Consider the following 14,498-nt stretch of genomic DNA (forward strand, 5'->3'; position numbering starts at 1 on the left):
TAGTTCACTAGCCTACACTGACTCTTTGAGTACAGTGTAGAAATATTTCACACATTCTGGGGAGCAGGAATATGATCGGGAGCAACTTCTGAACGAGGAAAAGTAGGTAAATCAATACCGCCATGATTTGTGTAGCGGTTCTTGAGTGCTAAACGATAACTCACACTTTGCAATTCGGCTTGCAATTGGCGATTTTCTCGTTGTAGGATTGTAACTTTGTCTCGTACTGGTGTCATGCGTTCCTCAAACTTCCGACGGTAAATTTGAGGTAATTCCTGTACTACCTGCTCCAACATTCGACTACGATCAGTTAGTTCTTGTACAGACTGGCGTAATTGGTGAATCTCAGTATCACGATTCGTAATTTGCTCTTGGTAGAACGTTACCTGCTCTTCCACAGCTTGGATTTGTTCTCTTAAAGCCTGTAATTGGCCTAAATCTACTTCTGGCTCGGATTTTGGCGGTGTAAAGTTTGTATTACCCTTGACTAGCCGGAATAGTTCTTGAGACAACTGTTGGACTAATTGATCTCGCAGTTGCAAGTCTTGACGCAACTGGGATATTTCCGTAGACAGTTCTTGGATGTTTGGTATATCAGATTGGCTCACAGTTACTTAAAGCTCTTACTTAATATATATACAGTTATACTTGATTTTTGACTTGCGCCGATTTTATCACATCCGGGGCAATCTGAGGAAAATAATTTAAAGATTTTTATTGTTCAAGTTGCGTTGCTGAACTTGAAACATGAATTAGTAGGGGTAAAGTATTGGTCATTGCTGTCAACTTAACGTAAAACCTATTACCCGACTAGGAATGATAGCGTAGCGTAAGCCATATTCCCAGTCTCATAGCAAAAGTCATCTAAAGATGACTGAATAACCGGAAAATTGTTTAAATTGTTCAGTAAGAGACTTCCAATTAAAAAAATATCCCAAAATTTCTTGTGGTGCGGGCATCTGGTCCCCTAATAATATAAGGAGGGCCCAGATGCCCATCCCACAAAATTGGATAGCGAAGCGCTGCTGCAAGCAGTTCATCTTTTTTGTGTAGTTCTCTAAACTAAAGTTTACTTTGGTTATTAGCCCTGAAATATGGCTTACGCCACGCTACGCTATTATTTCTGGGCGGGTGTGGAAGCTAACAGATAAGTAGGGGCGTATTGCAATACGCCCCTACTTAAGTTGACACCTATGAAGCTCTTGCTTTACCCCTACGATAGATGTAGTTTTTCTCACTACATATACTTAATATTGAGAATGTTAATGGGTAAGTCTGTTGACACTCTCACTGGCTTTAGCCGCTGAGATTCTTGGTTCAACGAGTCCACTTAACTTAGAACCCTTGCGGTATCTAAGCCAGAGGTGGTTCTCTCCCCAAGCGTTAACTTTCCCTCTGCCCGAAGGTAGTTGCATTACTGCAAATTTTGCTTGCTAGGGGCGTATTGCAATACGCCCGTACAATTCTGTGTTGTCTAGCTCCCATGAAGATTTTACCTATTCGGAGGGTAGTCACTAAAACTATGGAATAGAACCCTATATCCTCAATTGTCAAGGACCAGAAAAGCCGTTAGGCAGTTAGGTTTTTATACAGGTTGATTACCATTCCTGTTGTGAATAGTATAACATCATCAAATACAAAGGCGATAAACCTTTGCTCATTTTAACCAATCTTTATAAAAAGAAAAACTCTATGCGCTTTATTACCGCACGAGTCGCTTATATCTCAGGTCTAAAGACACTGAGTTTTACGCTTACCGGATATCTCTATAAATCACGAATTTCCTGATATCGCAGCATGACGCAAGCCATACTGCTGAAATCCTAACTAATCACTTCGGAAAATGTGGTTATTAAGCTGCTACAACAACTTCTTCTGCTGCTTTTTCTTGGTGAACTTCTTGTTTGACGGTCATATAACGAATTACGTCTTCGCTCAATCGCATTGCCCGTTCCATGATAGCAATTATAGTTCCAGGACCGGTGTAATTCATTTGGATATAAATGCCATCACGATGTCTTTGAATTTCATAAGCGAGACGACGCTTACCACGGGTTTGAATTTCAATATTCTCAGCGCCGTGTTCACGAATTAAGTTTTCGTATTTGGCAATTTGTTGTACTACCTGTTCATCTCCCAAGTCAGGACGCAGGATGTACATGGTTTCGTAAACTGTGGTCATGTTCTTTAATTTACCTTTTGGACAAAATGGCTGAAGAGGTGTTAATTCATACAAATATTGCTGTGAGCGACACTTTTATTGATCAACATCTCAAGCAACAAGGAATTTTAACAATTTTTTAGCCATTCTACACTAACACAATTTTGAGCAAGATTTGTCCACTGTTTAATAGTTGATCAATTAAATTTATCAGATTTTCCATATTTATCTTATAATCTTACCAGTTTTCAATGGCAATCATTAACCACATTCTGCAAAAAAGAAAGCATATTTAAGGATATTTGTCAAACTTATGGCGCAGCGATATGTGCGAGTTCAAAGTCAAGAAGGGAAGATTTACTATGGTTTGCTCCAGCTTTCTATGAATGTAGAAGTGCTAGATGCTCCACCCTGGTTGGATGGTCAACCTACGGATTTAATCCTACCATCCAACTCCTATACAATTTTAGCCCCTTGTTCACCTTCCAAAATTGTGGGAGTAGGCAAGAATTATGCGGATCATGCAGCGGAAATGGGAACACCTGTACCTGCTGAACCGCTGATTTTTTTCAAACCTTCTACATCTGTGATTGCATCGGCAGGAGAAATTAAGTATCCCTATCAGTCCCAAAGGGTAGACTATGAAGGAGAATTGGCGTTAGTGATTGGCGATCGCACAAATGATTGTACCCCAGCCCAAGCCCAAAGTAAAATTTGGGGTTATACCATTGCCAATGATGTCACAGCCAGAGATTTACAAAAAAAAGATCCCCAATGGACAAGAGCCAAAGGTTTTGATACTTTTTGTCCAATAGGTCCTTGGATTGTCCGTGAATTAAACCCAGGGGCTAGATTACAGACATTTTTGAATGATAGTTCCTACCCAGTTCAGTCTGCTTGTATTGATCAAATGGTCTTTCCCCCAGATTTTTTGGTGTCTTATATTAGTCAAGTGATGACTTTATTACCTGGGGATATAGTATTAACTGGTACACCTATGGGGGTAGGAGCTTTGCAAATAGGCGATCGCATCCGTGTGGAAATTGAGGGAATTGGTCGCCTAGAAAACACAGTTATCCGTCGTTAGCTGTTAGCGTACCTGCATATGCACTGCATCGGAAATCGCGGGAATTTCTGCATATTTCCCCATTAATGACTGAGCAACGGAATAAACAACCGCTGCTACTATCCCCATAAAAATGGTTGTATAAAGTGTTTGCATAGCAAATCCACTACCAGGAACTAATTTGACAATATCGGTCAAAATGCTACATAAAAAGATCACAATATCTAAAATGATGGCTTGCATCGTGTTAAAACGAATAAAATGGGAAATTTTCTCGTTTCTGACCACTAGCAGCCATAAAGCAAAGAAAATAATCATTCCCGCATAGCGGACACCATAATAAATTCTTAACAGTGGTAACAGAGGTAAAAATATCAGTCCTAAAAGTGGAAAATCATTCAGCAAAAACTGACCGAAAGCAAACACCTCAATTAAAGGCAGTAAATAAGGTAAACAAGCCAAAGCTCGATCTGGAAAAGTTGTAGACCCGCGCAAAGACATTTTGTGTTCTCCTGTGGCTAAATTTCAACAGCTATTGAGCTTAGGATAACGCAGATACTCTACCTTGCTGGCAAATCCAATGTTTCAACTGCGCTCAACAACCATTATTCTATATTGGCGACACGAAAACCCATTACACATTCGTATTGATCTGGTTGTTGTTCAGTAAATTTATTAATTGCTTGACCACAGCGCAGTTTACCCCCACCCCAGCGTGGTTGTCCGCTACCATTTGCCAGTAAACAAGACTGACAAACTTTTTCCGGGCTAAGGATTTGATTTTCCATTAAAATAACTAACATCTAAACCCCTCCTTTTCTGAAATGGAGCAACCTATATTAATGGTTTAGGAAAAAATTTTGTTAATTGGATTTACTTTTATTGTATCTTATATATCCGAGACTTTTGTTCCTTTTAGTACAAATTAATACATAAATTCAGATAACCAGGTTTATTAAATTCAAAGATTCCGATATGATGACACTTCCAGTTATCACAGGTTTTCAGCTTAAATTCTTATAATAAACAAATTGCCTGATTTATAACTTTGGTAATAGGTCTAAACTCAATCTCCATTTTTGTCAACCTCCATAAGGATAATAAACGTGACTAAAACGAACTCAGACATTCTCAAAAACTCAGATCCTGCCATTAATGAACTAATTAACCAAGAATTACAGCGTCAACGTGACCACTTGGAATTAATTGCTAGTGAAAACTTTACCTCTGCTGCCGTATTAGCTGCCCAAGGGTCGGCATTAACCAATAAATACGCCGAAGGATTACCTGGTAAACGCTACTATGGCGGTTGCGAGTTTGTTGATAAAATCGAACAAATAGCCATTGACCGAGCTAAACAGTTATTTGGTGCGGCTCATGCCAATGTTCAACCTCATTCTGGCGCACAAGCTAATTTTGCTGTTTTCCTGACTCTGCTGCAACCAGGAGACAAAATTATGGGTATGGATTTATCTCACGGGGGACACCTTACCCACGGTTCACCGGTGAACGTCTCTGGTAAATGGTTTCAAGTCTGTCATTATGGAGTAAGTAAAGAAACTGAACAGTTAGACTATGACCAAATTCGGGATTTAGCTATTAAAGAACGGCCTAAACTGTTAATTTGTGGTTATTCAGCCTATCCTCGGATTATTGACTTTGAAAAGTTCCGCAGTATTGCTGATGAAGTTGGTGCTTACTTACTCGCAGATATTGCTCACATTGCTGGTTTAGTCGCTACAGGTCATCATCCTAACCCGCTGCCTTATTGTGATGTTGTCACCACTACAACTCACAAAACCTTACGCGGACCTCGCGGGGGCTTGATTTTAACCCGTGATGCTGAATTGGGTAAAAAGCTGGATAAATCAGTTTTCCCAGGTACTCAAGGTGGACCACTAGAACACGTAATTGCTGGTAAAGCTGTAGCTTTTGGTGAAGCTCTCAAACCTGAGTTTACCAACTATTCTGGACAAGTAATTGCCAATGCTCGCGCTTTAGCTACTCAATTACAAGATAGAGGCTTTAAGTTAGTATCGGGTGGTACGGATAATCACCTCATGCTAGTAGATTTACGTTCTGTTGGCATGACTGGAAAGAAAGGAGATCAGTTAGTCAGCACTGTTAATATTACTGCCAATAAAAATACAGTTCCTTTTGATACGGAATCACCTTTTGTTACCAGTGGTTTAAGATTGGGTTCACCTGCTATGACTACCAGAGGTTTAGGTGTGGCAGAATTTACGGAAATTGGCAATATTATTGCTGACCGTTTACTCTCTCCAGAGTCGGATACAGTAACTAAGGATTGTTTACAAAGAGTGGCAGCATTGTGCGATCGCTTCCCATTATATCCTCATCTGGAAATTCCTGTACCAGCCATAGTTTAAACAACTTTGGATTAGTAGGGTGGGCAATGCCCACCTTCCATCCTCTCTATACCTCAGTTTTCATTATAAATTTGTGCTTGACAAAGTTCTGAGTTTTGACTATGCTTATGTTATGAGTGGAGAATCGTGCGCCCATATATTTAGGGTGTTTATTTGTCTGAATCAGGATGTCCAGGATTTAAGGATTTTCAGGATGATTTTGTTTATCTGTGATTTATTGATAAGATTATTTGTCTGCATCAGGATGTCCACCGATTTAAGGATTTTCAGGATGATGTTTTTTGATTATCTGTGATTTATTGATAAGATTATTTGTCTGCATCAGGATTTCCACCGATTTCAGGATTTTCAGGATGATTTTGTTTGATTATCTGTGATTTATTGATAAGATTATTTGTCTGAATCAGGATGTCCAGGATTTAAGGATTTTCAGGATGATGTTGTTTGTTTATCTGTGATTTATTGCAATACCTTAGCCAAATTACGAGGGTGAGATGATAATGCTTTAACCATGACCTCCCGTTTCTCGCTCTTGCTTGGCAAAAACAATCAGCCTTAAAAATTCCTTAAAGGTTTCCGACAAGGATTTTTTAAATGTATTGACGGGGTAGATAAGGGTTTTAGATTCTAAATTACCTTTTCCTAGAAACGCTTATGTATGCTTATTTTTGCCGTTTTTGCCAAAAATTATCAAGGCTCTTATTTTGGCAATAGTATTGTTATTGATAAGATTATTTGTCTGCATCAGGATGTCCAGGATTTAAGGATTTTCAGGATGATGTTGTTTGTTTATCTGTGATTTATTGATAAGATTATTTGTCTGCATCAGGATGTCCAGGATTTAAGGATTTTCAGGATGATGTTGTTTGTTTATCTGTGATTTATTGATAAGATTATTTGTCTGCATCAGGATGTCCAGGATTTAAGGATTTTCAGGATGATGTTGTTTGTTTATCTGTGATTTATTGATAAGATTATTTGTCTGCATCAGGATGTCCAGGATTTAAGGATTTTCAAGATGATGTTGTTTGTTTATCTGTGATTTATTGATAAGATTATTTGTCTGCATCAGGATGTCCAGGATTTAAGGATTTTCAGGATGATGTTGTTTGTTTGATGTTAGATTTTTTGAGAATATTTATTTTATAGTTTACCAAGAATCCACAATAACAATCCTGTAAATCCTTAAATCGGTGTAAATCCTGATTCAGACAATATTTTTATTGATTGCTGACTATTAACTTTAACATCTTTCCCATGACCAAGAATCCACAATAACAATCCTGAAAATCCTTAAATCCTGAAAATCCTGATTCAGACAATTCCCATGACCAAGAATCCACAAATAACAATCCTGAAAATCCTTAAATCCTGAAAATCCTGATTCAGACAATTCCCATTACAAAGAATCCACAAATAACAATCCTAAAAATCCTTAAATCCTGAAAATCCTGATTCAGACAATTCCCATGACCAAGAATCCACAATAACAATCCTGAAAATCCTTAAATCCTGGACATCCTGATTCAGACAATATTGTGTTTAAAAGCTACTGCAAAACGTTCAATTCCTGCTAAATCAGCATGAATGGAAATATTGCCATAATTACCATTATTTTCTAACAATTCTCGCACCGTTTCCGCCTGTCCTGCCATCATTTCAATTAACCACACCCCTCCAGGACGCAAATAACCAGGGGAAACATTAATTAAATGACGAATATAGTCTAAACCATCTGCACCACCATCTAAAGCTAAATGGGGTTCATGTTTCACCACTTCTGGCTGTAAACTGAGGACAGTATCACTAGGGATATAGGGCGGATTTGATATCATACCGCTAAATTGACCTTTGAGAGATTCTAGGGGTTGCCACCAAGAACCTTGATAAAATTGAATCCGTTTCCCAAAACCCAAATTTTCCGCGTTGGTTTGAGCAACAGCTAAAGCGGCTGGACTAATATCTACAGCATGAATAGTGGCATTTATGAATACTTCAGCTAGTCCCAGCGCGATCGCACCGCTACCAGTCCCCAAATCTGCCCAGTGACCTGCTTGTATTTGATTATTAGCAGCAGATATAGCCAAATCAATCAATATTTCTGTTTCTGGTCTAGGAATTAAGACCGCAGGGGAAACTGTGAGTTGAAACTTTCGCCAAGCTGTCGTCCCCGCAATATACTGAACTGGTAAATGATCATGTAATCGTCTTTGCCACAATTGCTCTAATTCGGTTAAAGACAATTGTAGGGGGATTTGATGCCATGTTTTGAAAGACTCTAAACGCAGTGCCAAACGGTCTAAATTAGCTATTGTTAATAATAACCAATCTACCTCCATTGGGGATATATCCGCGGCTGTAGCTGCTTGAATTGCAGTTTTTCGCCACTGCCAAAGTTCTAATCCAGAAACTATTTGATTTGGCTTTAACATATCAGGAGGTAAAGATTATTTTCTATTTTTTGGGTTGAGCGGGAGCTAGAGAACGAATAAATTCTATTGATTCCTGTGAGGGAAACAATAAAATCTTATTAGTGTTGGGATCATTACTACTATTGAGTGTTTCAATCACGTTATACAAATCTAAGACTTGAATTTCCGTATTAGTTGATTCTTGTGGTTTGGCCTTTTTAAAGGCTTCTAAAAGAGCCACTGCTTGTTCTTTTTCAAAATAGAAAGGAATGAACCGCTCTTTTCCTTGAGGAATTGTCAGATAGCTGTTTTCTTTCTTGAATTTTGGCACAAACAAAGGAATACCATTAAATTTTTTGTCTGTTTTATCAGTGGTATTCAACATAGTTGTTGCCTGCTTAACTTGTTGTTGAGTAGGAACTAAAGTAAAAACTAAATTAGAGTCTTTTTTCTTGTTATTTTCTACTACTAATTTATAGTAATCTGCTAAAGAAACAGGCTTAATTTGGATAGTGCTTGCTAACTGAGAATTTTCCTTTTTAAGCCGATTTTCTAGGAAAGTTTGAGCATCTTTCTTACTAAGAAAAAAGCCTATTTGGGAAATAGTTTTGGATTGGTTTTTTCTGGAGATGACTACAAATTCTCCTTGGGAATTAGTCAGGGTAAAAACGGGTACTTCTCGTAAAGTTTTTACCACCTGCTCCTCTGGTAGAGCTAGGGCTTGTAGATTATTTATTCCCAATATGCCGGCAAACATCACACTACTAGCCAAACCTAATGTTAAGCCCCAACGTACGAATAATTTCATGATCACTCATCCCCCTCAATAATTTTATTAATGCCAGCAACTAGACAAATTGTGAGATTTATGTACCAATAACCAGTTTTAGTTATATAGCAAGCCATGTAATTTACAAAAAACTTATGGTCGCTATTTGGTATCAATTCTCAATTCTCAAAATAGGATTTTGTCAAACCTTTTGGTGATGATGATATTATTACCTCTAGAAATTGAATATAGGCACTAAAGTTATCTTATTTTTATTTTTGCTTGGCTATTCATTTCCATTATCCCACCCAAAAGCCTGAAAACCCTATTATATGTCTTCTCTAAAAAGAAGGAAGATCCTGGTGTTTTACCATTGCATCCTATATTTCAGTGCCGCTCTGATTCTATCTAACGTTCCAAAAACTACCAAACAGGAGTTTAGGGAAGTTTCAAAAATAAACAGTATCAAAACAACTTTTCCTCTCCCCGCTCTCTGTTATGTGTTATACTTGACTAAGTAAAAGGTAACTATATGGTTCTTCTAGGGATTGCACGGTACTGGATTTAATGGCATCTAAATAACGCAATAATAACTGGACTTGTGGAAAATTGGGACGATAGGAGAGATTACCTTGTTTTTCAAATAGGGGTGGAGAGTTTATGCCTGCTGTGAGGGAAGCAATCTCTTTGTAGTCGGGATTTTCCTGGGAATTATGGGTCAGCCAAAGGTGATCTGAAGCCGCAGGAATTAAGCCTGGTGGTAGTTCACCCTCCAAGAAAGCTAGTAATCGCTGTTGACAGATGCGGGTATTAATACCACGACTTTCAAATAACTGCAAGACTTCACCAAAGGATAAAGAACGGTTGGGTAATAGTTTTAGCAATTCAGAAAATAAGAAATAATCTGTGTATTGCTGTTTAGGTATGTCTAAAACTTGGGGATGTAAAGGTAACATGGTTAAACCTAGTGCAACTCGACTACAATTGGGAGCGCCGTTTTCACCTAGATATAAGTCTTGAATAATCTTGGCATTAGGCAGTTTTTGCCGTAACCATCGGTTAATAGTGCCGACAGAAGCCACACCACCGCTGAGGACAGCTTGATTAATAGCTTCGGTGGGAATACCACGGGCTACTAATAATTTGTTCAGCTCTCGATTGAGACGACGGACAAAGGGAACAAAGACTTGACTTTCTAAATCTCGGCGCTGTAATACCCAGCGTTGATCGGCAAATTCTAGGGTAAAGGTTTCTTGGTGTTGTAAAATCAATTTCAAGGCCAAAGCTGCATCTAATAAAGCTTGTCCTAGGAGAGAACTTTCTAAACGTTGCTGGAGACGAATTCGCGCTTCTGTATCTGGTTCTCCAACTTTAGGTAGTGTTAAAGCTTCTAAACCTAAATTAGAAAATTGCATTTGGTCTAAGCCAGGAATGGAAGGTTGCCAATGCCAAGGATTAGCATTTGCAGGTTCATGATTAGATTGTCCAAGTTGACGGGGTTCGCGGGATTTTGGTGGGAGTAGTAACTGACAAATAATATCCTGTTCAATGCCTTTGCCAGAGTAGGCAAAATTGTGCAGCATGAAGTCTTTATATGTCAAGTTTTCCAGATTTGCTGGTATAGCTACTAAGGTCATTTCTACCTGCGTTGCCCCAATATTAATTGCTAAGGTGTTACCTAATAAGGGATAATCGCTAGTTTTTAAAGCCCGTAAACCCTGATTTTCACTAATTCGGATAGATTGACCATTAGCACTGTCTAATTCTGGTAGTAAACTAGCGATCGCTTCTTCTACAAAAAAGATTTGTTGGGGATGAGAAACAAGTTCACTAGTGACAACCGCTTCCCGAACATTAAAGCGATATTGTTCAGTCCAACTAGAAGGACAAGTACAAATGACACCAGCGATATTCTTAATTACTTGGGAAAAAGTTGGTGTATTCATCCCCACTGCATTAGCAATTAAAGCTGGGGTGGTACTAGTTTGACTAGACCTAAGAGTTGATAGTAGCTTAGAAAGCGATCGCACAACCCAAATTAATGGCCCTGCGGAAAACTCATTTAATTGCAACATTGGTTCCCATTTTTGTCGTTCTTGCTGGTAGGGAACTGCTATTTGTAAATAAGGCTTTAACTGTGCTGAATAAAGATGAGAGGAAAAATCTGATTCTCCACTTTTCCCTGGATGAGAACCTGAATTAGTCGGTAAATAAACTTCTGCTGGTAAACGGAATGATTGCTGAAAAGCCGAACCATCAACTTGACTTTCTGCTGACCAATAAATCGGATAAACTACCAATTTAGAGCGATTCAATAAAGCAGCAGAAATTCCCGTCGTCCCAATATCAATTCCTAAATACCAAGTTGCATCTAAAGTATCTGCTGGAAGATGATTATTTTCATCATTGGGAATTGAAGTTTGCGGAATAGTAATTGGAGATTGCTGACTAGTGATTGAAGATGGGGGAAAATCTTCTTTTTCATCTTTTATATATGTCTGAGTTATTAAACTTAAATCTACTTCCTGACTGGGAACTATATTTACATTATCAACCTGACTTTCAGAATCTAACTTAGTTATAGATTCCCCAGAATAATTTAATGGTTGATCAAAATTATCTAAATCTTGATCTAATTGTTGCAACTGATTGGCATCTAAAGTAATTTGTGGAATACCAGGATCATCATTATCTAACAAAGACAGTAAATTTTCTTCAGAATCAGCCGCAACAAAGTTATCCAAAGGTAGATATTTATTTTCCGGTTCTGTTCCTGAATTATCTAATTGATTGACGACTTCTAATGGTGCTTGTTCATTACCAGTATCTACCAACAAATCAGTCAAAACTATAATTGTATCAACAGGATTTGCTGCTTCTGGAAGTTGCTCTAATTCTGTTTCTTCTGGTGAAAATGTGAGATCAGGCTCTGGAGGAATAGGAGAAATTATTGCTTGCGGCTCCGAGTTCTCATTATCATCTTTTAGTAATAATAGTAACTCTTCTCTTGGTTCTGCTAATATAGTGCTATCAGCTATATTAGCAACTGTTAAATTATTAATTTCTACTGTTGAGAAATCATTAATGACAACTTCGGAATCAATAGATAAAATTTGATCTTCTTTAAGTAGAATATCATGAGAAAATGAAAGATTCAGCGGTGAAGAAATTTCAGTATTAAAGAAACTTGCATAAAGTTTATCTACTTCATCAGTATTTGTTAACTGTAAATTTTTTGCAGATTGTGATTGATCTTGTAAAAACTCTGTATCCAGATGAATTGGCACTATTTCCGCAGTAGGAATTTCGATAGATACATCTTTTGAAGGTATTAATTCTGCAACTTCAAGTCCAGGAGATTCAGCTAATAATGGTGATGCCGAGACTATTTCAGTATTTACATGAGAAATAGAAGGTTCATTAATCAAAACTTGCTGTTGTAAATATTGAGTCAAATTATTGAGGAAATCTGCCATCAATTGTTCACCTTGCATCCCCTTATCGTGCATTTTAGCTAGTGCTTGGGACAAGGAATGATAGTAGGTATTAATATTACGTTCTAGGGCTTCAAAAATAGTATTGACAGTTCCATCTAGAGACAGTAACCGTTGGTCTAAATTACGAGCTAAATTTGCTAACTGCTCTACCCGTTCTGCTGATTCTAAAATAGGTTGAATAGCCGAGGTCATTGCTTCTAAATTCTGCAAATCAGGGTTAATTATTAGCTCAGAATTTGATTTTAAATGTGGTACTAAACGACCCATGAGGACTTCTAAAAATTCAGAAATCATCTCCTCTTGGTTGGCTAACTGCTGGCTTAATGAAGAGTTTTGCAGTCGCTTTTGCTCTAGTTGTCTAATTTCTTGAATCAAATCTGCTCTTTCTGCCAACAGCCTGGACAATTCCGCTTGTAAAGGCTGAAATAAAACAGTTAATTCTTGTTTGGTTTGTACTGTTTCAATACTACTTAACTCTGGTGAATCCGAGGAAGGTTCTAAAATAGATGAGACATTACTCTGTTGATTAAATTGTGTCAACAGAGATGAAAATGCTGGTGTGGGTGATGGGTTGGTGGTTTCTGGGAGGACATTATCTTTTGATCCTTCATCCTCGCCCAGTTGTACCAAAAAGTTACGCACTCGTTCTAAAACCTCTTTTTCCTGTTGTCCCTGCTTAGGCAGGAATTTAGAAAGACCTTTGGCACTATTAGACAGTAAGTGATCAATATCTGCAATTAGTTGGTGAATTTCATCAGTATGGTAAGTCACGTTAAATTACCTTAGTTAAAAATGTAGGTTGATTTGCAAGGGAATGACAATTACAGAAGTTTCGAGTATCAAAATTTGTTACTGGCACTTCTAAGGCTAATTATGTTATTACTAGTAGGTTGTAGGATGTAGCCATATTTACTCATGGAGACAGTGAATAAGATTTTAGAAGATTAAGGTTTAACTAGTTTTTAACCGCAGAGCGCGGTCTACGAGATTGCGTGGTGTTGGTCATACACTCCCGTTAGGGATACACGAAAATTAAATAATACTTCTATATTAGTCAATATTGTCAATCAGTATTTACGAGAACAACAGGCAAGAATAAAAGAGGAAAAGGTTATGGTGTCAAATTTTGCGTCCTTTTTACAGATATATACTAAATTAAAAATTAAAAAAGCAGATAATACAGGCTTTTAAGTATTTTTAATGATTGGTTGACTAACACAGTCCTGTATTAGTACAAATTGGCGTAAATAAACTAACCGTGACAAATCTCCCAAAAGCTGATTCCATATTCATTTTGACTTTTGACTTCTAACTTTTGACTTATGGCGGTATACACTTGAATGAGGTACAAAATTGACAAATCCTATTTTTACTTTTTTATATAACATAGTTGGTCTGATCTGAGACAATCTCTGTTAAAGGCGGTTATATTTTAATGACTTAGGTTTAAAATAACTATCTTAGTGTTGTGATAATAGCAGCTTTAATAATCAAAATGCCCTGATGGAAGAACGATATAATACACACAATACATCTCATACATGGATGATTTCAGCCCCATTTTTTCAAGCCTTGCCAGAACCAGGCGTGGAAAAAGCTCTGATTCATCTTGTTACACGAACTCACCCAGCTAACCAAGTAATTTTACTGGAAAATGACTGGGGGGGTTCAGTATACTTCATTATGAGTGGATGGGTTAAAATCCGTACCTACAATTTAGATGGGAAAGAGGTAACACTAAATATTATTGGCAGTGGGGAATTATTTGGGGAAATGGCAGCACTAGATGAGGTTCCTCGTTCTACTGATGTCATTACTCTGGTACCGACGATGATTGCGAGTATACCTGCTCAGGATTTTGTGCATTTGCTGCAAACAGAACCTTTAGCAGGAATGAGATTGGCGCAATTAATGGCTAAAAGGTTGCGACAAGTCAACAGAAGATTGCGTTTGCGGGAATCAGATAGTCAGTCACGAGTGGCTGATACCTTGCTGTTTTTGGCCGAGGGGCAAAGAAAAGAAGACAATACAGGTAAGGAAATTCCTAATTTACCCCACCGCGAGTTAAGTAGTTTAAGTGGATTAGCACGGGAAACTGTGACAAGAGTGCTGACAAAATTAGAGAAAAAGGGTTTGATTGTCAGGGAGCAAGATAGAATTCGGATTCCTGATTGGTCAGCTTTGGAAAAAACCATAGTTTAATT

The 14,498-nt window shown here is 37.9% G+C and carries 11 protein-coding genes; 3 read left to right on the plus strand and 8 right to left on the minus strand.

Annotated features, from left to right (window positions below; translation table 11 throughout):
* Positions 1-47: 47 nt before the first annotated feature.
* From EZY12_23690 to EZY12_23700, 3 genes are all read right to left on the minus strand, one after another.
* The gene (locus tag EZY12_23690) at positions 48-608 is read right to left on the minus strand and encodes a hypothetical protein (protein ID QSX67634.1); all 561 of its coding nucleotides are present in this window, start codon (positions 606-608) and stop codon (positions 48-50) included.
* A gap of 654 nt (positions 609-1,262) precedes the next feature.
* Positions 1,263-1,415 carry a hypothetical protein gene (locus tag EZY12_23695; protein QSX67635.1) on the minus strand — a complete coding sequence of 51 codons (153 nt, stop codon included), beginning with the start codon at positions 1,413-1,415 and terminating at the stop codon, positions 1,263-1,265.
* Positions 1,416-1,852: 437 nt separating this feature from the next.
* Positions 1,853-2,182: a 30S ribosomal protein S6 gene (locus tag EZY12_23700; GenBank protein QSX67636.1), complete on the minus strand. Its 330-nt coding sequence runs from the start codon at positions 2,180-2,182 to the stop codon at positions 1,853-1,855.
* A gap of 292 nt (positions 2,183-2,474) precedes the next feature.
* On the opposite strand from EZY12_23700, the gene EZY12_23705 reads away from it, so the two are divergent.
* Entirely contained in the window at positions 2,475-3,248 is a 774-nt protein-coding gene (locus EZY12_23705) for a fumarylacetoacetate hydrolase family protein (protein QSX67637.1), read from the plus strand.
* A gap of 3 nt (positions 3,249-3,251) precedes the next feature.
* Here EZY12_23705 and EZY12_23710 read toward each other — a convergent pair whose 3' ends face one another.
* Positions 3,252-3,728 (minus strand): hypothetical protein, encoded by a 477-nt coding sequence (locus tag EZY12_23710; protein QSX67638.1) that lies wholly within the window; start codon positions 3,726-3,728, stop codon positions 3,252-3,254.
* 104 nt (positions 3,729-3,832) lie between these two features.
* Positions 3,833-4,030: a hypothetical protein gene (locus EZY12_23715; GenBank protein QSX67639.1), complete on the minus strand. Its 198-nt coding sequence runs from the start codon at positions 4,028-4,030 to the stop codon at positions 3,833-3,835.
* Positions 4,031-4,333: 303 nt separating this feature from the next.
* On the opposite strand from EZY12_23715, the gene EZY12_23720 reads away from it, so the two are divergent.
* Positions 4,334-5,617, plus strand: coding sequence for a serine hydroxymethyltransferase (locus EZY12_23720; protein QSX67640.1), 1,284 nt, complete (start codon positions 4,334-4,336; stop codon positions 5,615-5,617).
* A 1,526-nt stretch (positions 5,618-7,143) separates the two neighbouring features.
* On the opposite strand, the gene prmC is transcribed toward EZY12_23720, so the two are convergent.
* The 3 genes from prmC to EZY12_23735 all read right to left on the minus strand — a co-directional run bounded on the left by prmC (position 7,144) and on the right by EZY12_23735 (position 13,065).
* Positions 7,144-8,049, minus strand: coding sequence for a peptide chain release factor N(5)-glutamine methyltransferase (gene prmC, locus EZY12_23725; GenBank protein QSX67641.1), 906 nt, complete (start codon positions 8,047-8,049; stop codon positions 7,144-7,146).
* A gap of 22 nt (positions 8,050-8,071) precedes the next feature.
* Positions 8,072-8,836: a hypothetical protein gene (locus tag EZY12_23730; protein QSX67642.1), complete on the minus strand. Its 765-nt coding sequence runs from the start codon at positions 8,834-8,836 to the stop codon at positions 8,072-8,074.
* Positions 8,837-9,300: 464 nt separating this feature from the next.
* On the minus strand, positions 9,301-13,065 hold the full coding sequence (locus EZY12_23735) for a hypothetical protein (protein ID QSX67643.1): 3,765 nt from the start codon (positions 13,063-13,065) through the stop codon (positions 9,301-9,303).
* A 732-nt stretch (positions 13,066-13,797) separates the two neighbouring features.
* Here EZY12_23735 and EZY12_23740 point away from each other — a divergent pair.
* Entirely contained in the window at positions 13,798-14,496 is a 699-nt protein-coding gene (locus EZY12_23740; protein QSX67644.1) for a Crp/Fnr family transcriptional regulator, read from the plus strand.
* Positions 14,497-14,498 lie beyond the last annotated feature (2 nt).

This window comes from Dolichospermum sp. DET69 (genome assembly GCA_017355425.1).
Lineage (GTDB): Bacteria > Cyanobacteriota > Cyanobacteriia > Cyanobacteriales > Nostocaceae > Dolichospermum.